18 protein-coding genes are annotated in these 26,602 nt (G+C 70.1%); 7 read left to right on the forward strand and 11 right to left on the reverse strand.

The genetic code is table 11. The features are described 5' to 3' along the window. Positions 1-7: 7 nt before the first annotated feature. Positions 8-2,875, reverse strand: coding sequence for an excinuclease ABC subunit UvrA (gene uvrA, locus KAG51_RS04895; protein ID WP_290581194.1), 2,868 nt, complete (start codon positions 2,873-2,875; stop codon positions 8-10). Between the two features lie 152 nt (positions 2,876-3,027). Here uvrA and KAG51_RS04900 point away from each other — a divergent pair, with 152 nt between their 5' ends. Continuing rightward, positions 3,028-3,681: an MBL fold metallo-hydrolase gene (locus KAG51_RS04900; protein ID WP_290581196.1), complete on the forward strand. Its 654-nt coding sequence runs from the start codon at positions 3,028-3,030 to the stop codon at positions 3,679-3,681. Positions 3,682-3,796: 115 nt separating this feature from the next. Here the strand turns inward: KAG51_RS04900 and KAG51_RS04905 are convergent, their stop codons facing one another. Both KAG51_RS04905 and KAG51_RS04910 read right to left on the reverse strand, forming a co-directional pair. Next, a complete protein-coding gene (locus KAG51_RS04905; protein WP_290581198.1) occupies positions 3,797-4,768 on the reverse strand; it encodes a hypothetical protein in 972 nt (323 codons plus the stop codon). After that, positions 4,765-6,075, reverse strand: coding sequence for a cytochrome P450 (locus KAG51_RS04910; RefSeq protein ID WP_290581200.1), 1,311 nt, complete (start codon positions 6,073-6,075; stop codon positions 4,765-4,767). Before KAG51_RS04910 ends, KAG51_RS04905 begins: the two co-directional genes overlap by 4 nt. 125 nt (positions 6,076-6,200) lie before the next feature. Between KAG51_RS04910 and KAG51_RS04915 the strand changes: the two genes are divergently transcribed. Further along, positions 6,201-7,661, forward strand: a complete 1,461-nt coding sequence (locus tag KAG51_RS04915; RefSeq protein ID WP_290581202.1) for an APC family permease — start codon at positions 6,201-6,203, stop codon at positions 7,659-7,661. 93 nt (positions 7,662-7,754) lie between these two features. Here KAG51_RS04915 and KAG51_RS04920 read toward each other — a convergent pair whose 3' ends face one another. Next, positions 7,755-8,825 (reverse strand): TerC family protein, encoded by a 1,071-nt coding sequence (locus KAG51_RS04920; RefSeq protein WP_290581204.1) that lies wholly within the window; start codon positions 8,823-8,825, stop codon positions 7,755-7,757. Positions 8,826-9,011: 186 nt separating this feature from the next. Then, entirely contained in the window at positions 9,012-11,096 is a 2,085-nt protein-coding gene (gene uvrB / locus KAG51_RS04925) for an excinuclease ABC subunit UvrB (RefSeq protein WP_290581206.1), read from the reverse strand. Between the two features lie 90 nt (positions 11,097-11,186). On the opposite strand from uvrB, the gene KAG51_RS04930 reads away from it, so the two are divergent. After that, complete coding sequence (locus KAG51_RS04930; RefSeq protein ID WP_290581208.1) at positions 11,187-11,852, forward strand: TetR/AcrR family transcriptional regulator; 666 nt, start codon at positions 11,187-11,189, stop codon at positions 11,850-11,852. Positions 11,853-12,048: 196 nt separating this feature from the next. On the opposite strand, the gene KAG51_RS04935 is transcribed toward KAG51_RS04930, so the two are convergent. After that, complete coding sequence (locus tag KAG51_RS04935) at positions 12,049-13,491, reverse strand: acetyl-CoA C-acetyltransferase (protein ID WP_290581210.1); 1,443 nt, start codon at positions 13,489-13,491, stop codon at positions 12,049-12,051. 145 nt (positions 13,492-13,636) lie between these two features. Between KAG51_RS04935 and KAG51_RS04940 the strand changes: the two genes are divergently transcribed. From KAG51_RS04940 to KAG51_RS04955, 4 genes are all read left to right on the forward strand, one after another. Continuing rightward, positions 13,637-14,983: a 3-oxoacyl-ACP reductase gene (locus KAG51_RS04940; RefSeq protein WP_290581212.1), complete on the forward strand. Its 1,347-nt coding sequence runs from the start codon at positions 13,637-13,639 to the stop codon at positions 14,981-14,983. 1 nt (position 14,984) lies between these two features. After that, positions 14,985-15,866 (forward strand): MaoC/PaaZ C-terminal domain-containing protein, encoded by an 882-nt coding sequence (locus tag KAG51_RS04945; RefSeq protein WP_290581214.1) that lies wholly within the window; start codon positions 14,985-14,987, stop codon positions 15,864-15,866. Positions 15,867-15,926: 60 nt separating this feature from the next. Continuing rightward, entirely contained in the window at positions 15,927-18,140 is a 2,214-nt protein-coding gene (locus KAG51_RS04950) for a CocE/NonD family hydrolase (protein ID WP_290581216.1), read from the forward strand. A gap of 69 nt (positions 18,141-18,209) precedes the next feature. Beyond that, positions 18,210-20,105, forward strand: coding sequence for a CocE/NonD family hydrolase (locus KAG51_RS04955; RefSeq protein ID WP_290581219.1), 1,896 nt, complete (start codon positions 18,210-18,212; stop codon positions 20,103-20,105). On the opposite strand, the gene KAG51_RS04960 is transcribed toward KAG51_RS04955, so the two are convergent. The 5 genes from KAG51_RS04960 to KAG51_RS04980 all read right to left on the reverse strand — a co-directional run. Beyond that, a complete protein-coding gene (locus tag KAG51_RS04960; RefSeq protein WP_290581221.1) occupies positions 20,102-20,968 on the reverse strand; it encodes an acyl-CoA thioesterase II in 867 nt (288 codons plus the stop codon). The genes KAG51_RS04955 and KAG51_RS04960 overlap by 4 nt on opposite strands. A gap of 26 nt (positions 20,969-20,994) precedes the next feature. After that, positions 20,995-21,930, reverse strand: a complete 936-nt coding sequence (locus KAG51_RS04965) for a PAC2 family protein (RefSeq protein ID WP_290581223.1) — start codon at positions 21,928-21,930, stop codon at positions 20,995-20,997. 13 nt (positions 21,931-21,943) lie between these two features. After that, positions 21,944-23,857, reverse strand: a complete 1,914-nt coding sequence (gene dxs, locus KAG51_RS04970; protein ID WP_290581225.1) for a 1-deoxy-D-xylulose-5-phosphate synthase — start codon at positions 23,855-23,857, stop codon at positions 21,944-21,946. 41 nt (positions 23,858-23,898) lie between these two features. Continuing rightward, positions 23,899-24,405 carry a flavin reductase gene (locus KAG51_RS04975; protein WP_290581226.1) on the reverse strand — a complete coding sequence of 169 codons (507 nt, stop codon included), beginning with the start codon at positions 24,403-24,405 and terminating at the stop codon, positions 23,899-23,901. Positions 24,406-24,476: 71 nt separating this feature from the next. Next, a partial coding sequence (locus tag KAG51_RS04980; protein ID WP_290581227.1) for an aconitate hydratase occupies positions 24,477-26,602 on the reverse strand: 2,126 nt, incomplete at its 5' end.

Genomic DNA, 26,602 nt, shown 5'->3' on the forward strand with positions numbered 1-26,602 from the left:
CAGCCGATCACGGAGCCAGCAGCGGCGCGAGGTAGCGGCCGGTGTGGCTGGCCTCGACCTGCGCGACGTCCTCGGGCGTGCCCTCCGCGACGACGAGGCCGCCCCCGCTGCCGCCCTCCGGGCCCATGTCGATGATCCAGTCGGCGGTCTTGATGACGTCGAGGTTATGCTCGATCACGACGACCGAGTTGCCGGTGTCGACGATGCGCCCCAGCACGAGCAGGAGCTTGCGGATGTCCTCGAAGTGCAGCCCGGTGGTGGGCTCGTCCAGGACGTACAGCGTGCGACCCGTGGAGCGCTTCTGGAGCTCGGCCGCGAGCTTGACCCGCTGCGCCTCGCCGCCTGAGAGCGTGGGCGCCGGCTGCCCCAGGCGCACGTAGCCCAGACCGACGTCGACGAGCGTGCGCATGTGACGCGCGATGGCGGGGATGGCCTCGAAGAACTCCGCGGCCTCCTCGATCGGCATGTCGAGGATCTCGGCGATCGTGCGGCCCTTGTAGTGCACCTCGAGCGTCTCGCGGTTGTAGCGAGCGCCGTGACAGACCTCGCACGGCACGTACACGTCGGGCAGGAAGTTCATCTCGATCTTGATCGTGCCGTCGCCGGAGCACGCCTCGCAGCGGCCGCCCTTGATGTTGAAGGAGAAGCGGCCCTGCTGGTAGCCCCGCATCTTGGCCTCGGGGGTCTGCGCGAAGAGCTTGCGGACGTGGTCGAACACCCCGGTGTAGGTGGCCGGGTTGGACCGCGGGGTGCGCCCGATCGGCGACTGGTCGACGTGGATGACCTTGTCGACCTGGTCGAGCCCGTCGATCGTGCGGTGCCGGCCCGGGATCGTGCGCGCGCCGTAGATCGTGCGCGCGAGCGAGCGGTAGAGGATGTCGTTGACCAGCGTGGACTTGCCCGAGCCGGACACACCCGTGACGGCGACGAGCTGACCGAGCGGGAACGCGACGTCGATGTCATGCAGGTTGTTCTCCCGCGCGCCGCGCACCGTGAGCTGGCGGTCCTTCTGACGCGGACGGCGCACCTCGGGCACGGGGATCTTCTCGCGGCCGGACAGGTACTTGCCCGTGATCGAGTCCGGACTCTCGAGCAGCTCCGAGACCGGCCCGGACACGATGACCTGCCCGCCGTGCTCACCCGCCCCCGGGCCGATGTCGACGACCCAGTCGGCCACCGCGATGGTGTCCTCGTCGTGCTCGACGACGATCAGCGTGTTGCCGAGGTCGCGCAGGCGCTGCAGGGTCTCGATCAGGCGCCGGTTGTCGCGCTGGTGCAGGCCGATGGACGGTTCGTCGAGCACGTAGAGCACGCCGACCAGGCCCGCACCGATCTGGGTCGCGAGCCGGATGCGCTGCGCCTCACCGCCGGAGAGCGATCCGGCCGCGCGGTCGAGCGAGATGTAGTCCAGGCCGACGTCGAGCAGGAACTGCAGCCGTTCGTCGATCTCCTTGAGCACCCGTTCGCCGATCTGCAGCTCGCGGTCGCTCATCGCGAGTCCGCGCAGGTAGACGGCGGCCTCGGCGATCGAGAGATGGCTGACCTCGGCGATGTTCTTGGGACCGAGCTCGGGGTGCTCCAGCAGCACCGCCCGGATCACGGGCTTGAGCCGGGTGCCGTCGCACGCTCCGCACGGCACCTCGCGCATGAAGCCCTCGAGCCGCTCGCGGTTGGTCTCGGACTCGGTCTCGGCGTGGCGGCGCTGCACGAACTCGACGGCACCGTCGAACACGGTGTCGTACTCGCGCCGGCGACCGTAACGGTTCTTGTAGACCACGTGCACCTTGCCGGGGCGGCCGTACATCAGGACCTTCTGCACGTCGTCGCCGAGCTCGCCGTACGGCACGTCGGTGCGAAAGCCCAGCTCCTCGCCCAACGACTGCAGGATGCGCAGGAAGTAGTCCGACATCTGGTTGTAGGTCCACGGCGCGATGGCGCCCTCGTCGAGGGACTTGCCCGGGTCCGGCACGACGAGCTCGGGATCGACCTCCATGCGCACCCCCAGCCCGTGGCACTCGCCACAGGCGCCGAACGGCGCGTTGAAGGAGAACGAGCGAGGCTCCAGCTCGTCGACGGCCAGGGGGTGGTCGTTGGGGCACGCGAGCTTCTCGGAGAACCGCCGGGTGCGCTCGGGTGAGTCGTCGGGCAGGTCGACGTAGTCGATGATGACCAGACCGTCGGCCAGCCCGAGCGCGGTCTCGATCGACTCGGTGAGTCGCTGCTGGGCGCTGCGCTTGACCTGGAGGCGGTCGACGACGACGTCGATCGTGTGCTTCTTCTGCTTGGCGAGCTTCGGGGGCTCGTCGGCGAGCAGGTGGACCTCACCGTCGACGACGGCCCGGCTGAAGCCCTGCGACTGCAGCTGTCGGAACAGCTCGAGGTACTCGCCCTTGCGCCCGCGGATGACCGGCGCCAGCACCTGGAAGCGTGTGCCCTCCTCGCCGGTCAGGATGCGGTCGACGATCTGCTGCGGGGTCTGCCGGGTGATGGGCTCACCGCACTCGGGGCAGTGCGCGCGACCGGCGCGGGCGTAGAGCAGCCGCAGGTAGTCGTAGACCTCGGTGATCGTGCCGACCGTCGAGCGCGGATTGCGGGAGGTGGACTTCTGGTCGATCGAGACCGCGGGAGACAACCCCTCGATGAAGTCGACGTCGGGCTTGTCCATCTGCCCGAGGAACTGCCGGGCGTAGGCCGAGAGCGACTCGACGTAGCGACGCTGGCCCTCGGCGAAGATCGTGTCGAACGCGAGCGACGACTTACCCGACCCTGACAGCCCCGTGAACACGATGAGCGCGTCACGCGGGAGGTCGAGCGAGATGTCCTTGAGATTGTGCTCGCGCGCACCGCGGACGACGATCTGGTCGATGCTGCTCACGCCGGCGCGGGCAGGAGCCTTCGAGCCCGTGGGGGCAGGGCGGGACGACGTACGAGTGGGCACTCGATCAGCCTAACCAGGGCGTCCGACAGTTTCGCGCCGAGCGACGGTGACCTGGGGCACCGCCCGGGAGGCCACCTAGGATCGGGACCATGACCTACACCGGAGAAGTCGAGGTCGGCGGTCCTGCCGACGTGCAGGACGCGGGCGACCTGGAGATCACCAAGCTGGCCGTCGGGCCCATGGCCAACAACGTCTACCTGCTGCGCTGCACGCTGACCGACGAGCGGCTCGTGATCGACGCCGCCGACGAGGCCGAGCGGGTCCTCGAGGTGCTCGACGGCGCGCCGGTCAAGCGGATCGTCACGACCCACCGGCACCCCGACCACTGGGGGGCGCTGGAGGCGCTGCGCGCCGTCACGGGTGCCGAGACGATCGCCGGTGAGCGCGACGCCGAGGGCATCGAGGTCGTGACCGACGTCCTGGTCGCGACGGGCGCCCGGGTCCGGGTCGGCTCGTGCGAGCTCGAGGTCGTCGAGCTCGTGGGGCACACCCCCGGCTCGATCGCGCTGGCGTACGACGACCCCGACGGCATCGTGCACCTGTTCACCGGCGACTCGCTGTTCCCCGGTGGCGTCGGCAAGACGTCGTCCGAGGAGGACTTCACGAGCCTGATCGACGACGTCGAGACCAAGCTCTTCGGACGCTTCCCCGACGACACCCACGTCTATCCCGGTCACGGGAACGACACGACCCTCGGCGCCGAGCGTCCGAGCCTGCCGGAGTGGCGCTCGCGCGGCTGGTAAGCCGCTCGCGCTCGTTCCTCGCGCTCATCTCCGTGGTTCGCCAGAGCGAACCACGGGGCGGCTCAGCCTCGCTTCGCTCGGCCCGTGGTGGCCTTCCCGTGGTCGGGGTGGGAGGTCATGTGTCCGACGTGTCCCGCGCAGCGCGGTAGACGGCGTGCACGGCGACGGCGCGCTCGAGCTGCGCCGAGACCCCCGTGAAGAACTGACGCCGGTACGTGTCGTCGGTGACGGCGTAGACCGTGAAGTACAGCCCGGAGAACGCCGCGAGGAACACCGCGACCTGGAAGAGGTCGTTCGTCAGCGGCAGATGTCCGCCGAGCCGCGACGGCAGGTCGGACACGGGGTGACCGGTCCACGACTCGATCGTCTCCGGCGGGATCGTCAGCGAGCCGAACACCACGAAGAACGCGAACAGTCCCGCCGTCAGCAGCAGCACCTGCACCGCCTGGCTGAACAGCAGCACGAGCACCAGGTTGGCCCGGGCGAACCTCGGCAGCTCCCCCACGCGCACGTCGGTCGTGCCCAAGAGGTCCAGCGCCGGGGTGCCGGCGCACCGCTCGGCGAGCCGGTCACCGACCACCTCACGCTCGACGGCCGCGACCTCCTCCGGCAGACGGACCAGCAGGAAGGCCGCCGCCACCAGCGCGAAGGCCCCGGCCGAGAGCCACAGGACGGTGCGCGACATCAGGGCTGCGACCTGCCAGACCTCGGCGTTGATGAACAGGAACGTCACCGCCAGCAGCAGCAACGGGAGCGCCCGCGACAGCAGCGGCAGCAGCAGCCCCAGCGACCCGAACGTCCGGCGCACGGCCCACCGCACCATCGTGCCCATGCGGAGCAGACGACCTGCGTACAGCGCGAGCAACACCACGAACGTGCCAGCTCCGGCGAGGACGCCGTCCGAGGCGCCACCGATCGTGCGGGCGACCGCGATCCCGACGCCGACGCCCAGGCCCACCAGGACGACGAGCAGCGCGACGATGCGGCGGCTCGACAACCAGCCCTCGACCGTCTCGGCCTGTCCCACCACGAAGTAGGGCAGTCCGTGGTCGTCGAACCACGCCTCGACACCGCGGACGTCGGTCACGGGCGAAGTCGGACCGGGAGCTCCTCGACCCCGAACACGAAGCTGAGCTGACGGAAGCTGAGCTCGGACTCGGGGACGTCGAGCGCGAGCTCGGGGAAGCGCTGGAGCAGCCGCGGGAAGACGATGCGCAGCTCCATGCGTGCGAGCTCCGCGCCGATGCAGCGGTGCATGCCGTGCCCGAAGGCGAGGTGGCCGCTCGCCGGCACGCGGTACGGGTCGAAGGAGTCCGGGTCCTCCCCGACGGCCGCGGGGTCGCGGTTGGCCCCCGACAGCGACGCCAGGATGACGTCCCCGGCCTTGACCTGCGTGCCGAAGAGCTCCATGTCGTGCTTCGCGAAGCGCGGGAACGCGACCTGTACGACGGCCAGGTAGCGCAGCAGCTCCTCGACGACACGGTCGACGTCCTCGCGCGATCCCTCGCGCACCAGGCGGGCGTACTCCGGATCGCGCTGCAGCACGATGGTGCCGAGCGCGATCATGCCGGCCGTGGTCTCGAAGCCGCCCGTGAAGACGCCGTCGGCGAGTCCGGCGAGGTCGACGTCGGAGATCGCGTCCCCCTCGTCGCGCAGGATCTGGCCGATCAGGCCCGGCCCGGGAGTGACACGCTGGCGGGCCACCGCGTCGAACAGGAACTCGCGCTGCGCCGAGACCGCGCCGAAGGCCGCCGCGGCACCGTTGGTGGCGTCGAAGCGGGCGCTGCCCAGTCCGGCGAACGTCTCGCGGTCCTCGTAGTCCAGGCCCAGCAGGTCGCAGATCGTCTGGAACGGGATCGGGAAGGCCACGTGCCGCGCGAGGTCGGCCACGCCGCCGTTCTCGGCCGCGGCCTTCTCCAGGTCGTCGAGGACCCGCTCGACCCGCGCCTCGATCAGGGGCTCCAGCCGCGCCAGCCGGCGCATCGTGAACTCGGGGGTGATGATCTTGCGCAGCCGGGTGTGCAGCGGCGGATCGGTGAACCCGAGACCGCCGATGTCGTCCGACGTGGCCGGGCCGTCACCGGAGAACAGGTGCCGGATGTCGTTGGAGAACTCGTCGCGCGAGGTCAGGACCTGACGCGTCTCCTCGTGGCCCGTGACGAGCCAGGCCGTGAAGTCGAACGGGAGGTCGAGCCGGCGCATGGGCTCGGTGGCCCGCCACTGGGCGATCTGCGGCAACGGATCGGTGCTGACCCGCTGCAGCGGGATCTTGGTCTCCTCGGGCAGGAAGGAGATTGTCGAGAGATCGATCCCCTTCTTGCGGATGCGGCGGACGACGAGTCCGGTCACCCAACGACGGACCACCCCCGGCACGCGTACCTGCTGCGTCGACACGACGTGCAACTTACACCGACTTCCGCATCTGCTCGGTACGCCGCACCTCTTGCGCACCGTCCCGGGTGGGGCCACGGTAGGGGCACGGACGCACGGCGCGCTCCGGGGAATGGGGGTACGGGCACATGGCTCACGCAGCAGAGACGGGTCACGAACCCACGGAGCAGCCGACCGAGCTGAAGCGAGTCCTGGGGCCGAAGCTCCTGCTGCTCTTCATCGTGGGCGACATCCTCGGCGCCGGCGTCTACGCCGTCACGGGGCAGATGGCGGGTGTCGTGGGCGGGGTCGTGTGGCTCCCGTTCCTGCTGGCCTTCGTGGTCGCCACGATCACGGCGCTGTCCTACCTCGAGCTCGTCACGAAGTTCCCCCAGGCCGCCGGGGCGGCGCTCTACGCCCACAAGGCCTTCGGGGTGCACTTCATCACCTTCATCGTGGCGTTCGCGGTCGTGTGCTCCGGCATCACGAGCGCTTCGACCGCCTCGGCAACTCTGTCCGGCTTCTTGAGCGACGGACTCCGGCTGAACGGCTGGATCGCCGACGACGGGTTCAGCGATGCCACCATCACGGTCGTCGCGATGCTGTTCATGGTGCTGCTGGCGGCCATCAACCTGCGCGGCGTCGGCGAGAGCGTCAAGTTCAACGTCGTCCTGACCCTCGTCGAGGTCGTGGCCCTGACGATCGTGATCGGCGTCGGGTTCTTCGTCATCGCGAGCGGCGACGGCGACCTGGGGCGCATCACCGTCTTCGAGAACCCCGAGGGCAAGAATCTCTTCCTCGCGGTCACGATCGCCACCTCGATCGCCTTCTTCGCGATGGTCGGCTTCGAGGACGCGGTCAACATGGTCGAGGAGACCAAGGAGCCGCAGAAGATCTTCCCGCGCACGATGCTGACCGGTCTGGGCATCGCCGTGATCCTCTACATGCTCGTGGCGGTCGCCGTCGTGAGCGTCCTGTCGTCAGACCAGATCGCCCAGATCAACGACGACGGCGACCGCGCGCTGCTCGCGGTGGTCTCCCAGGGCGCTCCGGACTTCCCGATGGACAAGATCTTCCCGTTCCTGGCGGTGTTCGCCGTGGCCAACACCGCGCTGATCAACATGCTGATGGCGAGCCGGTTGATCTACGGCATGGCCAAGCAGAACGTCCTGCCGCGCCAGCTCGGCGCCGTGCTTCCCGGGCGCCGGACCCCGTGGGCGGCGATCGGCTTCACGACGCTGCTCGCCCTGGGCCTGATCCTCTACGTCCGCCAAGACTCCGACAGCGACATCGTGCTGAACCTGGCCACCGTCACGTCCTTCCTGCTGCTGTGCGTCTTCGCCGTCGTCAACGTCTCCTGCATGGTCCTGCGCGGCCGGCGCCACGAGCACGTGCGGACCTACTTCACCTCCCCGGGGCCGATGCCGGTCGTGGGCGCGGTGCTGTGCCTGTACCTCGCCGGTCCGTGGGTCGACCGCGACGCGATCGTCTACGAGATCGCCGGCGGCCTGATGGTGATCGGCGTCGTGCTGTGGCTCCTGACCTGGGCCATCAACAAGGCCACCGGCCAGGGCACGGCGAAGTTCGAGGACGTCAGCAAGCTCGAGTAGCAGCCGCGGCCCCACCGGGCCAGGTCGACGACGAGAGGGCCCCCGACACCAGCTGGTGTCGGGGGCCCTCTCATCGCATCGGACGGGTGAGCGTCAGCCGCGGTTCTCCTCGCGCTCGGCAGCGGCGGCCGCCTCGGCGGCCTCCTGCTCGGCCGTGCGCTCGGTGCCGTCGGGGTTGAGCCCGGCCCGCACCCGGCGACCCGAGACCACGAGGCTGACGATCGCGGTGATCGAGAGCGTGCCCACGATCACGCCGAGGCTGAGCAGCGTCGGGATCTCCGGCACCGGCACGTGCTCGCCACCGTTGATGAACGGCAGCTCGTTCTCGTGCAGCGCGTGCAGCACGAGCTTGACGCCGATGAAGGCCAGGAGGAAGGCCAGGCCCTGCGACAGGTAGATCAGGCGCTTCAGCAGGTCACCGAGCAGGAAGTACAGCTGACGCAGACCCATCAGGGCGAACACGTTGGCCGTGAAGACCAGGTACGGCTCCTTCGTGAGGCCGTAGATCGCCGGGATCGAGTCCAGCGCGAACAGCAGGTCGGTCGTGCCGAGCGCGATGATCACGAGGAACATCGGCGTGATGGCGCGCTTGCCGTTCTCCTTGACGACGAGCTTGAGGCCGTCCCACTGCTCCGACAGGGTAAAGCGCTTGCGGGCGAACTTCACGACGGCGTTGTCGGCGTCGTCGTCGTGATCGGTGTCGGTCACGAGCTTGATCGCGGTGTAGAGCAGGAACGCGCCGAACAGGTAGAAGACCCACGAGAAGTTGTTGATCGCGACGGCGCCGAGCGCGATGAAGATGCCGCGGAACACGATCGCGATGATGATGCCGACCAGCAGGGCCTCCTGCTGGTACTTCCGGGGCACCTTGAAGCTCGCCATGATGATCAGGAAGATGAACAGGTTGTCGACCGAGAGGCTGTACTCGGTGAGCCAACCGGCGAAGAACTGCAGACCGTAGTCCTCGTCCTTGCCGGGGCCGTCGTGGAAGTAGATGACCCACAGACCGAAGGCGATCGCCATCGACACGTAGATGCTGAGGTAGATCGAGCACTCCTTGATGGAGGGCTCGTGCGGCTTACGCGCGACGATGACGATGTCGAACAGGAGCACGGCGATGGTGACGCCGATCGTGATGCTCCATTCGAGCGTGGACACGTTCAAGGTGGATTCCTCCGGTGTGATCTGACCGGAGGTCTCTTCCGCCGCCTGGTCGAGGCGACCCACCTGTCCGGACCGCGAGGGCGCGGCCGTGATGACGAGCAGGTGGCGAAAGGAATACTCCCCTCCGCGGAGCAGTGTGACAGGCCCGGGAAGCCGCGTCGAATTCGAGGCGCTCGGCCCGGCAGGTCAGGCGTCGGCGGCCAGCATGCCGCGGAGCTCCTTCTTGAGGTCGCCGATCTCGTCGCGCAGGCGTGCGGCGACCTCGAACTGCAGGTCGGCGGCGGCCGCGTGCATCTGCTCGCTCAACGACTCGATCAGCGCCGCCAGGTCGGCCGACGGCAGATCGGCGAGCGCGGCGGTGTGCTCGCCGAGCGGCACCGCGGCGCCCTTGCGGCGGTGATCGCCGGTGGCCGCCAGCAGCTGCGTCGTGTCGGCGTCCTCGCGGGCCAGCATGTCGGTGATGTCGCCGATGCGCTTGCGCAGCGGCTGCGGGTCGACACCGTGCTCGAGGTTGTAGGCGATCTGCTTGTCGCGACGCCGGTTGGTCTCGTCGATGGCCAGCGCCATCGAGTCGGTGATGCGGTCGGCGTACATGATGACCTGGCCCGAGACGTTGCGGGCCGCGCGACCGATCGTCTGGATCAGCGACCGCGCCGACCGCAGGAAGCCCTCCTTGTCGGCGTCGAGGATCGCGACGAGGCTGACCTCGGGGAGATCGAGGCCCTCGCGCAGCAGGTTGATGCCGACCAGGACGTCGTACTCCCCCATGCGCAGCTCCCGCAGCAGCTCGACCCGGCGCAGCGTGTCGATCTCGCTGTGCAGGTAGCGCGTGCGGATGCCGGCCTCGACCAGGTAGTCGGTGAGGTCCTCGGACATCTTCTTGGTCAGCGTCGTGACGAGCACCCGCTCCTGCTTCTCGACCCGCTCGCGGATCTGACCGATGAGGTCGTCGATCTGGCCCTGGGTGGGCTTGACCACGACCTCGGGGTCGATGAGCCCTGTGGGCCGGATGATCTGCTCGACGAACTCGCCCTTGGCCTGCTCCATCTCGTAGCTGCCGGGCGTGGCCGAGAGGTACACCGTCTGGTCGGTGCGCTCCAGGAACTCCGCCCACGTGAGGGGCCGGTTGTCCATCGCGCTCGGCAGGCGGAAGCCGTGCTCGACGAGGGTGCGCTTGCGCGACATGTCGCCCTCGTACATCGCCCCGATCTGCGGCACGGTGACGTGCGACTCGTCCAGGACCAGCACGAAGTCCTCCGGGAAGTAGTCGAGCAGGCAGTTGCCCGGACTACCCGGCTCACGTGCGTCCATGTGCCGCGAGTAGTTCTCGATGCCGTTGCACGTGCCGATCTGCTGCATCATCTCCAGGTCGTAGGTCGTGCGCATGCGCAGGCGCTGGGCCTCCAGGAGCTTGCCCTCGGCGTCGAGCTCGGCCAGGCGCTCGTCGAGCTCGGTCTGGATCGTGCCCATCGCCCGCTGCATCGTGCTGGACCCGACCGCGTAGTGCGTGGCCGCGCCGACGTAGAGCTGATCGTCCTCGCTGAGCACCTCACCTGTGAGCGGGTGCAGGGTCATGAGCCGTTCGATCTCGTCGCCGAAGAACTCCACCCGCACGGCGAGCTCCTGGTAGACCGGGAAGATGTCGACCGTGTCGCCCTTGACCCGGAACGTGCCGCGAGTCGAGGCGACGTCGTTGCGGACGTACTGGGCCTGGACGAGCGTGCGCAGCAGCTCCTCGCGCGGCATCTCCTCGCCGACCTTGAAGCCGATCATGCGGTCGAGGTACTCCTGGGCCGAGCCGAGGCCGTAGATGCAGGAGACCGTGGCGACGACGATGACGTCGCGCCGGGTCAGCAGCGACCACGTCGCGGAGTGACGCAGCCGCTCGACCTCCTCGTTGATCGAGGAGTCCTTCTCGATGTAGGTGTCGGTCTGCGGGAGGTAGGCCTCCGGCTGGTAGTAGTCGTAGTACGACACGAAGTACTCGACGGCGTTCTCGGGGAAGTACTCGCGCAGCTCGTTGGCGAACTGGGCCGCGAGCGTCTTGTTGGGCAGCATCACGAGCATCGGACGCTGCAGCTTCTCGGCCAGCCAGGCGACCGTGGCCGTCTTGCCCGTGCCGGTGGCGCCGAGCAGCACGTTGTGCCGCTCGCCCTCGCTGATGCGCTTCTCCAGGGCAGCGATCGCCGTCGGCTGGTCGCCGGCGGGCTGATAGTCGGAGACGACGTGGAACGGAGCAACCTGACGACTGAGCTCGGACACTGGCCTCATGACTGCGAGCCTACGGCCGGGCACCGACAGGAGCAGTCGGGAAGGAGTGGGCCTGACCGCACGGCGCCCGCCCTCGTTAGGGTGACCCGCATGGGAGTGGACGAGAGGCGCGCCGCACGCCGGCGCGAGATCATCGCCGCGACACGAGCCCTGTTCGACGAGCGCGGCGTCCGCGACGCCCAGATCGAGGACATCGCGCGCGCCGTCGGCATCAACCGCGCCATCATCTACCGGCACTTCACGAGCAAGGAAGAGCTCTTCGCGGTCACGCTGGTCGAGTACCTCCGCGAGCTCGAGGCGGCCTTCACGGCCGCCGTCGACCCCGACGCGCTGCCGCGGCCCCGCCTGTCGTCGATCGTCGGCACGTTCTTCGACTACGGCGTCGCCCACCCGGCGTTCGTCGACTGCTCCCAGACCCTGCTGCGCCGGCGCGGCAGCGAGCTGCAGCAGGAGGTCAGCGATGCGGTGCTGATCGAGCTGGGCACGGCCATCAGTGCGTGCCTGGCGCACCTGGTCACGACGCTGGCCGACGGCACCACCTCGGGCGACTTCCGCGTCACCGATCCCTCGCTCGTGGCCAACGTCCTCTACGCCCAGGGGCTCGGCGCGCTCAACCTGGCCCACCTGCAGTGGTCGATCCGCGAGCACAACACGGGCATGCCGGTCGTCGACGACGTCGCGTCCGACACCCTGCGCACCCTCCTGGTGCACGGCGCCCTGGCCATGGCCACCGGCGCGACGCCCCGCCCGGCCTGAAACCCACCCCGTGGGCGGTGAGCTACTCGCCCATCGATCCCTCGAGCGGTGACCTACTCGTCGATCACCGTGCCCGATCGACGAGTAGGTCACCGCTGCCCGCGGCGATAGACGAGCAAGTCACCGCCCGGGACGCCGACACCCCCGGGTCCGTCTCGCGACGGGACCCGGGGGTGTTCAGGACAGCGGGAGGGACTCAGCTCTCGAGGATCGCCACGACGCCCTGGCCGCCCGCGGCGCAGATCGAGATCAGGCCCCGCTTGCCCGGGCCGGCCTCGTGCAGGAGCTTGGCGAGGTTGGCGACGATGCGGCCACCCGTGGCGGCGAAGGGGTGAGCCGCGGCGAGCGACGAGCCCTTCACGTTGAGCCGCGTGCGGTCGATCGAGCCGAGCGGCACGTCGAGACCGAGCTTGTCCTGGCAGAACTCCGGCGACTCCCACGCCGCCAGCGTCGAGAGCACCTGGCCCGCAAAGGCCTCGTGGATCTCGTAGAAGTCGAAGTCCTGCAGCGTCAGACCGTTGCGGGCGAGCATGCGCGGCACGGCGTAGGCCGGCGCCATCAGCAGGCCCTCGGCACCGCTGACGTAGTCGACCGCGGCGGTCTCGTAGTCGACGAAGTACGCCTGGACCTCCCAGCCGCGCTTCTTCGCCTCCTCCTCGGAGGCGAGCAGTGCGACCGACGCGCCGTCGGACAGCGGCGTGGAGTTGCCGGCCGTCATCGTGGCCTCGGCGCCGAGGTTGCGGCCGAAGACCGGCTTGAGCTTGGCGAGCTTCTCGACCGTCGAGTCGGGGCGGAGGTGGTTGTCCTTGGTGACCCCGTTGAACGGCGTGACCAGGTCGTCCTGCCAGCCCTCGTCCCAGGACTTCGCGAGGTTCTGGTGCGAGGCGGCGGCGAGCTCGTCCTGCGCCTCGCGCGTGATCTTCCAGGCGTGGGTCGTGATGGCCTGGTGGTCGCCCATCGACAGGCCCGTCCGGGGCTCGGCGTTGCGGGGCTGGTCCGGGGCCAGGTAGCCGGGGCGGATCTTCGTCAGCAGCTTGACGAGGCCCTTCTTGTCGCCCTTGGCCGACAGCTGGTTGGCCTCGATCAGGATCTTGCGCAGCTTGTCGTTGACCGCCAGGGGCGCGTCCGACGTGGTGTCGGTGCCGCCGGCGATGCCGTTCTCGATCTTGCCCAGCGCGATCTTGTCGGCCACGACGAACGCGGCCTGCAGGCCCGTGCCGCAGGCCTGCTGCAGGTCCGTGGCAGGGGTCTCGGGCGAGAGCTTCGAGCCGAGCACCGTCTCGCGCGTGAGGTTGAAGTCGCGGGAGTGCTTGAGCACGGCACCCGCGACGACCTCGCCCACGCGCTCGCCCTCGAGGCCGAACCGCTCGACCAGACCGTCGAGCGCCGCCGTCAGCATGTCCTGGTTCGAGACATCGGTGTAGACCGTGTTGCTGCGGGCGAACGGGATGCGGTTGCCGCCGATGACCGCGACGCGGCGCACCCGCTGGGCGTCGTCGGACGGGGTCGCGGACGTCGCCGTCTCCGTGACCGACGCCGGCTTCGCCGGAGCCTTGCTGGCCGGCGTCTTCTTGGCCGGGGTGCTCGTGCTGGCGGCCTTCTTGGCGGGGGCCTTCTTCGCGGGCGTGTTGCCTGCCATGGCGGGACTCCTCGAAAGTGTCGATGATGGTCACGGAACGTGACGTGTGCCTCGTCGTGCCGGAGTGGACCGGTACTGTCACACGAGGTTACAGTCAGGTGTCGGATTCAGATACCACCGGTATTCGAGAGATAGGACACACCCCGTGAGCGATCGTTACCAAGATCTCGCACACAACCCCGTCGGCAAGTTCCTGGTCAAGAACCTCGGACTGCCGAATCCCCCCTACCTCGACCGCTACACCGGCGGCGCCCTGGTCACCGGCAGCGTGCTCACGGGCAGCGCGACGCCCGGCCCGGTCAGCAAGGCCGTGGCGGCCGCACTGAAGGCGTACGGCATCGACTCCACCGGCGTCCGCGCCGACGGCAAGAAGTACAAGGGCCTGGTGTTCGACGCCACGGGCATCGACTCCGCCGAGGGCCTGGTCGCCCTGCAGGAGTTCTTCACGCCCGTCCTGCGCCAGGTGGCCTCCAGCGGCCGCGTCGTCGTGATCGGGTCGACCCCGGACGAGGCCGAGTCCGAGAGCGCGGCCATCGCGCAGCGTGCGCTGGAGGGCTTCACCCGCTCGCTGGGCAAGGAGATCGGCGGCGGCTCGACCGTCAACCTGGTCTACGTCTCGCGCGGCGCCGAGAAGACCCTGGGCTCGACCCTCGGCTTCCTGCTGTCCCCCAAGTCGGCCTACGTCTCGGGCCAGGTCGTCCGCCTCGGCACCACGGGCATCACCAAGGCCCCGGCCGTCAAGGACGTCACGAAGCCGCTCGCGGGCAAGGTCGCGCTCGTGACCGGCGCCTCCCGCGGCCTGGGCGAGGCCGACATGCGCACCCTCGCCCGCGACGGCGCCACCGTGATCGGCCTCGACGTCCCCCCGCTCGCCGATGACCTCAAGGCTCTGGCCGACGAGCTCGGCGGCGGCTACATCGTCGGTGACATCACCTCCCCCGACGCCCCGGCGGAGATCGCCGAGTACATCCAGAAGCACTACGGCGCCGTGGACGTCGTGGTCCACAACGCCGGCATCACCCGCGACAAGCGACTGCGGAACATGAAGCCCGAGAACTGGCAGCTCGTCGTCGACATCTCGGTCGGGGCCCCGCAGCGCATCACCGACCGGCTGCTCGAGCAGGGCCTGATCAACGAGGGCGGCACGGTCATCGGCATCGCGTCGATCGCCGGGATCGCGGGCAACAACGGCCAGACCAACTACGCCTCGGCGAAGGCCGGCGTGATCGGCTGGATCCAGTCGCTCTCGAAGCGCGTCGCCGACCGGGGCATCACGGCCAACGTGATCGCTCCCGGGTTCATGGAGACCGAGATGGTCAAGACGATCCCGCTCGGCATCCGTGAGGCCGGCCGGCGGATGAACTCGATGTCGCAGGGTGGCCTGCCCGTCGACGTCGCCGAGACGATCGCCTGGCTCGCGAGCCCCGGCTCGGCCACCGTGAGCGGCAACGTGATCGGTGTCAACGGCCAGATGCTGATCGGCGCGTCCTGACATGGCGACGCGCACCTTCGCGAAGGCGCCGTCCACGGCGCCGTTGATGCTGAAGGCGGCCCTGCCGGCCATCCCCGGCGTCGGATCGCTCCCGGGCGTCAAGCACGCGTCGGGCGGAGCCCCCGACCTCGTGCTGCAGCGCCCGGGCGTCGCGACCGACGCCGACCATCTCGAGCGGTACCGCGAGGTCTGCGGCTTCGGCCGTGCCGAGTCCCTCCCGGTCACCTATCCGCACATGGCGGCCTTCGGGCTGCACATGGCACTCATGACCGACACGGCGTTCCCGTTCGCCCCGATGGGGCTGGTGCACCTGCGCAACGCGATCACGCAGCACCGCCCGATCGCCCCCGACGAGACCTTCGACGTCACGGTCCGGGCCGCCGACCTGCGGCCGCATCCCAAGGGCCGTCTGATCGACCTGATCACCGACGTCACGGTGCAGGACGAGATCGTCTGGAACGAGGTCACGACCCTCTTCGCCCGGGGTCGGGGCGGTTCGGCCGAGACCTCCCCGGCGCCGCTGGAGGGCCTGGAGGCCCCGAGCGGCGTCGTGCACTGGAAGCTGGCCGGCAACCTGGGCCGGCGCTACGGAGCGGTGTCGGGTGATCGCAATCCGATCCACCTGTATCCGCTGACCGCCAAGGCGTTCGGCTTCCCGACCAACATCGCCCACGGCATGTGGACCAAGGCCCACGCCCTGGCCGCCCTGGCGAACCGCCTGCCGGATTCCTACCGGGTCGACGTCGAGTTCAAGAAGCCCATCCTGCTGCCGAGCACCGTGGTGTTCGGGTCGCGCGAGGCCGGCGGCGTGATCGATCTCGGAGTCGTCGGTGCCCGCAAGCCCGTCACCCACATGGTCGGTCGGGTCACGCCGCTCGCGTGAGCCTGCCCGGGTAACTCGACGCCCACCGTGTCGTTGGTCACGTCGACACTCGGAGGTTCTGTGATACGTCTCACGACGGCTGCCCTGGTGGCCGCTGCGGTCCTGATCGCCCCCAGCTCGGCCACCGCCGCTCCCGGCGGGTCGAGCCCGACGACGGTCAGCGCCGAGCCCGTCGGCCCGACCACCTCGGGCTGGCAGCCACGGCCCGAGGAGTACCCCTCGACCACGGTCGAGACCGACCTGGCGATCCCGACCTCCGACGGCACGGTGCTGCTGGCGGACCTGAAGCGCCCGGTCGACGCCGGCGGAGAGGTCGTCGACGCCCCGCTCCCGGTCGTCGTGACGATCACGGCCTACAGCAAGACCGCGATCGGGAGCACCGCCGGCGCGGTCATCGCCGGCGCCAGCCCCGACTACCTGGTGCAGCGCGGCTACCTGCAGCTGACCGTCGACGCCCGCGGCACCGGCGGTTCCGGCGGCACGTGGCAGGTGTTCGGCGAGCGCGAGCAGCTCGACGCGAAGGAGATCGTCGAGTGGGCGGCCCAGCAGCCCTGGAGCGACGGCTCGGTCGCGATGTCGGGCCCGTCCTACATGGGCATCAGCCAGCTCTTCGCGGCCGGCCAGAACCCCCAGGGCCTCAAGGCGATCTCCCCGCAGGTGCCCACCGCCGAGGTGTACCGCGACGTCGTCGCCTCGGGCGGTCAGCTCGACACGGGCTTCATGCCGCTGTGGCTGGGCCTGGTCAACCTCACCGGGCTCGTGCCGTCCACGTCGCCGCAGGCCGTCGAGAACCTCCTGACCCACCTGGTGGGCAACGGCGCGTCCTCGATCCAGCTCCTGCTCGACGCGGCCACGGGCGGGCCCCAGGCCTACGACGGCGAGTTCTACGAGGCACGCAGCACGATCGACCGGTCCGTGCCGAACATCGACGTCCCGACCTTCCTGATCGGCGGCGAGTACGACCTGTTCCAGCGCGGGACGCCGTTGGTGTACCAGGCGCTGCGCGAACGGGGCGTCCCGGTCAAGATGATCCTCGGACCCTGGGACCACCTGCAGGGCTCCAACGGCGAAGGCGTGCCGGACGCCGGCCTCGGCACGCTCAGCGAGCTGCAGCTGCGCTGGTTCGACCACTACGTCAAGGGGCTGCCGGACCCCGGCCTCGACACCGACCTGCCGAGCTTCACCTACTACGAGATCGGGTCCGACACCTGGCAGTACCGCGACTCCTACCTCAGCGACCAGACTGCGGCCTCGTTCAAGCTGTCCGGCACCTCCACCACGCTCGGCGGGGCGAACGGTCAGCTGACGCAGGGCGAGGTCGTCGACGGCTCCTCGCAGATCCTCCCGATCCCGGTCGCCGGCCTCTGCTCGCGCAGCACCTCGCAGTGGACCGCTGGGGTCCTGAACCTGATCGGGGCGTGGGACGCCTGCAACCGGAACGCCGGCCTCAACGACGCCACCGGCGTGGTCTTCGAGACCGCTCCGCTCACGAGCGACCTCAACATCCTGGGGCCGCTCAACGCACGCCTCTACACCTCCAGCACGACCGGCGACGGCCTGCTGTCGGTCAGCGTGTCCCGCGTGACACCCGACGGCGTGGTCGACCGGTTGACCGGCGGCTGGCAGGTCATCTCCCTGGCCGAGCTCGACGAGTCGCGATCGGTCGTGCTCGACGGCGAGATCATCCAGCCGTGGCACCCGTACACGCAGGAGTCGCGCCGTGTGCTGGACCCGGGCGAGATCGTGCCGGTCGACGTCGAGGTCTTTCCCACGGGAGCGGTCGTCAACGCGGGCGAGCGACTGCGGATCTCGGTGCAGTCGTTCGACACCCCGCACCTGCTCTCACCGCTGACCCACCTGGCCGGCCAGCTCGGGGTCATCACGATCCACAACGACGCCGACCACCCGTCCCGCCTCACGGTGCCCACGCTCGGCGCCTCCGGTGCCGAGAACGCCCGGGCCGAGGCGGCCGTGCTCGAGGACGTGCGATCAGCCCTCGCGTCGGCCGACACCGGGATCGGGCCCGGGCCCGGCACTGGTACCGGTACTGGCTACGACGGGGGCGAGGTCGTCGACTCCCCCGACGGCGACACGAGCACGTCGTTCGTGCCGGGACTCGTCGAGACCGCCGCCGCGGCCGGGACCGGTGGGTCGGGCGCGATGCCGCCCGCCGGAGTGCTGATCCTCGGCACCCTCGCGATCGGGGCCGTCGCGATCGGGGCCGTGACCGCGCTGCGGTTCCGCATCGTCGCCCGGGGGCGCCTCCGACCCTGATTGGTACATCCGTACAAGAATTTTGGCCGGAAGCCGTGACCCTCGTCACATCACGACGTTGATCCGCATGTGACTGCTCCACTGCGCGCCCTTCGGACCGCCTCCGCCCTGGCCCTGCTCGTGCCGCTGCTCGTCGCGACGACCGCGACGTCCTCCGCGGCGGACACCGTCGTCCACGAGGAGCGGGTGACCGTCTCCGACGGTGTCCAGTTGCAGACGACCCTCACGAGCCCGGGCCCCGTCGCGGCCCGGCCCACCGTGATCGAGTTCAGTCCCTACGGACCGGGTTCCCAGACCTTCATGCCCGACGCGCACTACAACCACCTGCTGGTACAGCTGCGCGGCACAGGGTCGAGCTCCGGCGGCTTCGACGCACTCGGACCGCGCAGCCAGCAGGACGTCGCGGAGGTCCTGCAGTGGGCCTGCGGCCAGCCCTGGAGCAACGGACGTCTGGGCATCCACGGGTTCTCGGCCAGCGCGATCATGATCTACAACTCGATGCACCTCGAGCTGCCCTGCGTCGACACCGCGACCCTGCGGTCCGGCACGTTCGAGCTGTACCGCGATCTGCTCATGCCCGGCGGGGTCAGCAACATCGTGCCGGGCGCCGCCGTGATCCTCGGCATCGGGGCGCTCGCGCTCGCCGAGGCTCCCGACCGGGCGAGCACCGATCCGATCGGGTCGCTCGACGCCGTCCGCGGCCTGCTCGACAGCGGACTCCAGGCCGGTTTCCTGCACCCGACCCTCGACACGTTCTGGCAGGAACGCGGCTTCCGCGGCGACGTCAACGACCTGCCGATCCTCGCCGTCAACGGGATCTTCGACGTCGAGTCCCGCGGCGCGTTCCAGGGCTACCAGGAGCTGCGCGACAACGGTTCCCACCTGCTGCTCGCCGGCGGCCACGACGGATTCCCCGCCGGGACCGACAACGGCCAGGCCGACATGCAGGCCTGGTACGACCACTACCTGCGCGACGTCGACAACGGGATCACCGAGGAGCCCGCCGTCCAGCTCACGCTGTCTGACGGCGATCGGGGCGACATGATCGCCGGGCAGTACCTGAGTCGCGACGGCGCCGACTGGCCGCTGCCCGGCACGACCTGGGCGGCCCTGAGCCTCGACGCCACCCGCAGCGGCACGGCCGCCACGCTCAACGACGGCACCCTCACGCTCGGCACCCCCCTCGCGTCCGGCGCGCAGACGTACGTCCCCCTGCCCACGAGCCCCCTGGCGACCGACTCCCCCACGGCGTCCCTGCTCGACGCGGCAGGCCTGCGGCTGCTGACCTCGCAGATCCCCGGCCTGGCCAACATGAACGGTCTGGTCGGGCTGCCGGGCCTGAGCTACACGACACCCGCCTTCACGCAGGACGTCGTGTCCGCGGGGCCCGCCTCGCTCCAGGTCCGCCTGTCGTCGACCTCGCCCGAGACCGCGATCTGGGCCGTCGTGTCGGACGTGCACCCCGACGGCACGGCGCACCCGCTGACGGTCGGTCGGCTGTTGTCGTCCTTCCCCGACGTCATCGAGGAGAAGTCCCTCAAGGACGCCAGCGGCACGATCGTGCAGCCCTACGGCGACTACAGCGCCAAGACTCCCCTGACGGGCTTCCTGAGCCCACGGCTCTACCAGGTCGAGATGTGGCCGCTCGCCAACCGGTTCAAGGCGGGTCACCGCGTCCGGCTCGACATCGTGGGCGCCTCGGCCTTCTCGCTGCCGACCGTGCCCGGCGTCAACACCGTCGAGGTCGGTGGCGACAGCGGCTCGCGGCTGCTGTTCCCCGTGCTGCCGGAGAGTGACATCGCCACGGCCCTGCCGCTCGCCGCGCCGGCACCCCAGCCCACACCGACGTCGCCCGCGCCGACCGCACCCGCGCCCGACTCTGCGGTGGTGGGCACGGTGACGTCGCTGCTGACCAGCGTGGTCGCCGTGCTGCCGTCGCTCGGACTCCTGCTGGGGCGCCGCTAGCTCGACACGCGGCGGATCAGGCCCTCCTGGGCCACGGTGGCCACCAGGGCGCCGCGCTCGTCGAAGACGCGCGCGGTGCTGAGGCCCCGGGCCCCCGAGGCCGACGGCGACGACTGGTCGTAGAGCATCCACCCGTCGACCGCGACGGGCCGGTGGAACCAGATGACGTGGTCGAGCGACGCGGGCTGGACCGAGGGCGACCCGATGTAGACGCCATGGGGCACCAGCGAGGCGCCGAGCAGGCTCAGGTCGCTGATGTAGGTGAAGGCCGCGTTGTGGATCAGTCGCGACGCCGGCAGCTCGCCCGAGGCCTTGAACCACAGGCGCTGCACGACCAGCCGTCCGCTCGCGTCCCGCGCCGCCTCGTCACGGTTGTCACCGACGTAGCGCAGGTCGAACGACGACCACTCGCGGCTCCACTGCTCGGCGTACTCCGCGCCTCGGGCCTTGACGATCTCGCCCAGCGGGATCGCGTCGTCGGGCGACGGGACCTCCGGCATGGGGTCCTGGTGCTCGAAGCCCGGCTCCTCGACCTGGAACGACGCCGTCATGTAGAAGATGATCATGCCGTGCTGCCGCGCCGCGACCCGCCGCGTCGTGAACGAACGACCGTCGCGCACGTTCTCGACGTCGTAGACGATCGGGATGCTCGGATCGCCGCCCAGGATGAAGTAGATGTGCAGCGAGTGCAGGTGACGGTCGTCCGGCACGGTGTTCTGCGCCGCCACGACGGCCTGGGCCGCGACCTGACCCCCGAAGACGCGCTTGAGCATCGAGTTCTGGGGCTGGCGACCGCGGAAGAGTCCGACCTCGAGCTGTTCGAGCTCGAGCAGGTCCAGCAGTTCGGTGAGGGAGGCAGGCACGAGGCGATCCTAGCGACCCGCAGGCCTCAGGAGTCTCCGTTCTTGCGCTGGCGCGCGAGGTACTCCTCGAACTGCCCGGCCAGCTCGTCGGCGCTCGGCAGGTCCTCGTCGCTCGCGAGCAGGGACTGGGCCGCGCCCCGGGTAAAGGCGTCGTACTGCTGCTCGAGCCCGCTGACGAGCTCGGCGCCGTGCTGGTCCTCGATCTGCGACTCGATCTCGACCATCGTGCTCGCGTGACGCTCCCGCAGCGGGGTCAGGTCGATCTGCAGGCCGAGACGATCGGTGACGGCCTCGAGCAGCACGACCGCGGCCCCGGGATAGTCGACCTGGGCCAGGTAGTGCGGGACGTGCGCGACATAGCCCGCGGCCTCGTGGCCCCAGGAACCGAGGCGGTACTCCAGCATCGACTGCGCCGAGGCCGGCACCACGAGCTCGGCCGACCACAGGTTCGTGCGGTCGATCAGCTCCGGCGAGGTGCCGTGGGCCGTGACGAGCATGGGCCGGGTGTGCGGGACCCCCATCGGGACCGAGCCCAGGCTCAGGGTCAGGTCGATCCCCAGGCTGTCGACGACCTGCCGGACCTCGGCGGCGAACCGCTCCCACAGGAAGTCCGGCTCCGGACCGGCGAGCACGAAGTACGGCCGACCCGTGAGGTCGTGCTCCAGGACGACGTCGAGCCGCGGGGCGTCGTAGTCGAGGTAGTGGTCCTTGTGGAACCGCAGCATGGGTCGCCGGGCGCGGTAGTCGAACATCGCGTCGATGTCGAAGGAGTGCACGACGTCGCCGTGCCCGGACAGCAGGTGCTCGGCCGCGAGGCGGGGACCGCCCCCGGCGGACAGGAAGCCGTCGAGCGCGACGACCAGCACCGTCTGGTCGTTCGGGTCGAGGGCGTCGTCGCCCCGCTCGTCAGGGGTCGGGGAGCTGTCGTCGGGCGTCTCGTCACGCTTCAAAGGCCACTTCATCGTCAACCCTGCCCTAGCCCTCGTTGTTCCCGCTCGGCGGCAGGAACCGCAGTGCATCGTCGGCGACCGCCGGAGCGGTCAGGCCCAGCCGGCCCAGCAGGACGTCGCGCTTGGCGTGCGGCAGGAACTCCTGGGCGATCGCGTGGACGCGCACCGGAACCGCCAGGCCGGCATCGCTCACGGCCTGCACGATGGTCGAGCCGACCCCGCCCTGCCGGCCGTTGTCCTCGATCGTCACGACGAGCCGGTGGTCGCGGGCGAGCTCGAGCAGCTGCGGGGGCAGCGGCTTGACCCAGCGAGGGTCGACGACCGTGCTGGCGACCCCGGCGTCGGCCAGCAGCTCGGCTGCCGCCAGCGCCGTGTGCGCCATGGGCCCCACGCCGACCAGCAGCACCTCGGCATCGTCGTCGCGGCGCAGGACGTCGACGACTCCCAGGCGCTCGACGGCCTCGACGTCCTCGGGCACCGCGCCCTTGGCGAAGCGGACGACCGACGGGGCGTCGTCGATCTCCACGGCCTCACGGAGGGCTTCACGCAGGCGTGAGCCGTCGCGGGGCGCCGCCAGGTGGAGCCCCGGCACGAGCTGGAGCAGCGACAGGTCCCACATGCCGTTGTGCGAGGCGCCGTCGTCGCCCGTGACGCCGGCCCGGTCGAGCACGAAGGTGACGCCGCAGCGGTGCAGGGCGGTGTCGAGCAGCACCTGGTCGAACGCGCGGTTCAGGAACGTCGCGTAGACGGCGACGACGGGATGGACCCCGCCCATCGCCAGACCCGTGGCACACGTGACGGCGTGCTGCTCGGCGATGCCGACGTCGAAGACCCGGTCGGGGAACTTGTCGGCGAATGCGTCGAGCCCGACGGGGTGGAGCATCGCCGCGGTGATGCCGACGACGTCGGTGCGCTCGTCGGCGATGCGCACGATCTCGTCGCGGAAGACCGAGGTCCAGCCGGCCGGGGCGACCGCGAGGGCGTCGCCCGTGAGCCGGTCGAACGGCACCGACTGGTGCATCTGGTCGTTCTCGTTGTCGACCGCGATGTCGTAGCCCTGACCCTTGGTCGTGAGCACGTGCACCAGCACGGGGCCCGCGAACCGCTTCGCGGCCGTCAGCGCGGTCTCGAGCGCGTCGCGGTCGTGGCCGTCGACCGGACCGATGTACTTGATGCCGAGGTCCTCGAACATGCCCTGCGGGGCGAGCGCGTCCTTGACGCCCTTCTTGACCGCGTGCAGCGCCTCGTAGGCCGCCGGGCCCAGCGCGCCGCCGCGGCCGGTCAGGCGCTCCTTGATGGCCTGCAGGGTCGGCTCGTAGCCCGGGCTCGTACGGATGCGCGTGAGCCGCTGGGCCAGCCCACCGACCGTGGGACGGTACGAACGTCCGTTGTCGTTGACGACCACGACGAGGCGCCGGTCGCGGTGGGCCGCAATGTTGTTGAGCGCCTCCCAGGCCATGCCGCCGGTCATGGCACCGTCACCGATCACGGCGACGACGTGCCGGTCCGACCCGGTCTGCTCGTGGGCACGCGCCAGTCCGTCGGCGTAGGACAGACTCGTGGAGGCGTGGGAGTTCTCGACCCAGTCGTGCTCGGACTCCGCCCGTGACGGATAGCCCGAGAGCCCCGTCTCGGTGCGCAGCCCCGCGAAGTCCCGCGCTCGGCCGGTGAGCATCTTGTGCACGTAGGCCTGGTGGCCGGTGTCCCACACGACCTTGTCGTGCGGCGACTCGAAGACCCGGTGGATCGCCATCGTGAGCTCGACGACGCCCAGGTTGGGACCCAGGTGCCCGCCGCGTGCCGCCACGGCCGCGATCAGGAGCTCACGGACCTCCTCGGCCAGCTGGTCCAGCTCGGCCGGGTCCAGACCCTCGAGATCGCGCGGACCCGAGATCCCGGCCAGGATCCCGCGGGCTTCCACAGCGTCGTTCGCGGCCATTCGATCAGTCTACCGAGGCACGCCCACGGCGCTGGGAGGCCTCAGTGGTAGCTCCCCCGCTCGTGCCGCAGCGCCGGGACGTCGCTCAGGTCGACGGCCTCGATCTCGACCTCGTGGCGCACCGACCACCCCGTCTCGCCCTCGGCGACCTGGCTCACCCGGCCCCGCACGACGGCGGCCGAGCCGAGCAGCTCGGGACCGTGGGTGCCGTCGCTCCAGGAGCCGACCGTGAAGGGCCCGCCCGGCGCCGGCGCCTGCCCCGCGAACACCTCGGCCAGGTCGCCCTGGCCCGGGGCCAGCACGTTGACGACGCACGGCACGCCGGCCCCCAGCGACTCGGCGAGGTCCGACAGCGGGTCGAGCATCATCACGACGACGCCAGGGTCGCCGTCGACGACCAGGAGCGACGACACCGTGAGGCCGACGCGCGACCGTCCCGCCCCCGTCGTCACGACCGCCACGCCCGCGGGCCAGCGGCCGCGCAGACGGCGGACCACCGAACGCTCGCCCTCGGGCGGCAGGAACGGATGCTCGTCGTGGATCGTCATGCGTCCATCCTGCCCCCTCGACACGACGCGGCCCCTCCGATCCGGAGGGGGCCGCGTCGGGAGTGCTCAGCTCAGAGGAGCGAGCGCAGCACGTACGGCATGATGCCGCCGTTGCGGTAGTAGTTGGCCTCGCCGGGGGTGTCGATGCGCACGACCGCGTCGAACTCGACGTCGCCGGCCGTGACCTTGACGGTCTTGGGCGTGCGCCCCTCGTTGAGCTCGGTGATGCCCGTGAACTCGAACGTCTCCTCGCCGGTCAGGCCGAGGCTCTCGGCGTCCTGGCCCTCGGGGAACTGCAGCGGCAGCACGCCCATGCCGATCAGGTTCGAGCGGTGGATGCGCTCGTAGCTCTCGGCGATCACGACGCGGACGCCCAGCAGGGCCGTGCCCTTGGCCGCCCAGTCGCGCGACGAGCCCGAGCCGTACTCCTTGCCGGCCAGGACGACGAGCGGGATGCCGGCCTCCTGGTAGTTCGCCGAGGCGTCGAAGACCGTGGTCACCTCACCGCCCGCGGTGAAGTCGCGGGTGAAGCCGCCCTCGGTGCCCGGCGCGATCTGGTTGCGCAGGCGGATGTTGGCGAACGTGCCGCGGATCATGACCTCGTGGTTGCCACGGCGCGAGCCGAGCGAGTTGAAGTCACGGGGCCCGACGCCCTTCTCCATCAGGTACTTGCCGGCGGGGCTGTCCTTCTTGATGGCACCGGCCGGGCTGATGTGGTCGGTCGTGACCGAGTCGCCGAGCTTGAGCAGCACTCGCGCGCCGCTGACATCGGTGACCGGCGCCGGCTCGAGCTCCATGCCCTCGAAGTACGGCGCCTTGCGGGCGTACGTGGAGTCCTCGTCCCACTCGAACGTGTCGCCCTCGGGGGTCGGCAGGTTCTGCCAGCGCTCGTCGCCGGCGAAGACGTCGGCGTACTCCGAGCTGAAGGTGTCCGACGAGATCGACGACGCGATGACGTCCTCGACCTCGGTCGGCGAGGGCCAGATGTCACGCAGGAAGACGTCGTTGCCGTCGGAGTCCTGGCCCAGCGGCGCCGTCTGCAGATCGGTGTCCATCGTGCCCGCCAGGGCGTACGCGATGACCAGCGGCGGCGAGGCCAGGTAGTTCATCTTGATGTCGGGGTTGATGCGCCCCTCGAAGTTGCGGTTGCCCGACAGCACCGAGACGACCGCGAGGTCGCCGTCGTTGACGGCCTGGCTGACCTCGGGGATCAGCGGACCGGAGTTGCCGATGCAGGTCGTGCAGCCGTAGCCCACGAGGTTGAAGCCGAGCTTGTCGAGGTACGGCGTCAGACCGGACTTCTCGTAGTAGTCGGTCACGACCTTCGACCCCGGCGCCAGCGTGGTCTTGACCCACGGCTTGCGCGTCAGGCCCTTCTCCACCGCCTTCTTGGCCAGCAGGGCGGCGCCGATCATGACCGACGGGTTCGAGGTGTTGGTGCACGACGTGATGGCCGCGATCGTGACCGCACCGTGATCGAGCTCGAACTCGGTGCCGTCCTCCAGCGTGACGTGCTGGGGGTTGCTGGGACGACCCGCACCCGACGGGGCCGGGGCGGACGGCGCGTCGCCGTTGGTGCCGTCGGCGCTGCTGCTCGGGGTGTCGGAGGCGGGGAACGACTCGGCGACCGCCTCGTCGTAGCCGTTGACGCCCTGCTCGTCGTCACTGGCGTAGTCGGCCAGCGCGGTGCGGAACGAGCCCTTGGCGTCGGTGAGCTCGACGCGGTCCTGGGGACGCTTCGGGCCCGCGATCGACGGCACGACCGTCGACAGGTCGAGCTCGAGGTACTCGCTGTAGCGGGGCTCGTGGTCGTCGTCGTGCCACAGGCCCTGCGCCTTCGCGTACGCCTCGGTGAGGGCGATCTGCTCCTCGCTGCGGCCCGTCAGACGCATGTACTTCGTGGTCTCGTCGTCGATCGGGAAGACCGCGATGGTGGAGCCGTACTCGGGGCTCATGTTGCCGATCGTGGCGCGGTTGGCGAGCGGCACGGCGCTGACGCCGGGGCCGTAGAACTCGACGAACTTGCCGACCACGCCGTGGTGGCGCAGCTGCTCGGTGATCGTGAGGACCAGGTCGGTCGCGGTCGAGCCCTCGGGCAGCTCGCCGGAGAGCTTGAAGCCGACGACGCGCGGGATCAGCATGCTGATGGGCTGACCGAGCATCGCGGCCTCCGCCTCGATGCCGCCCACGCCCCAGC

The sequence above is a fragment of the Aeromicrobium sp. genome (assembly GCF_023146395.1).
Taxonomy (GTDB): Bacteria; Actinomycetota; Actinomycetes; order Propionibacteriales; family Nocardioidaceae; genus Aeromicrobium.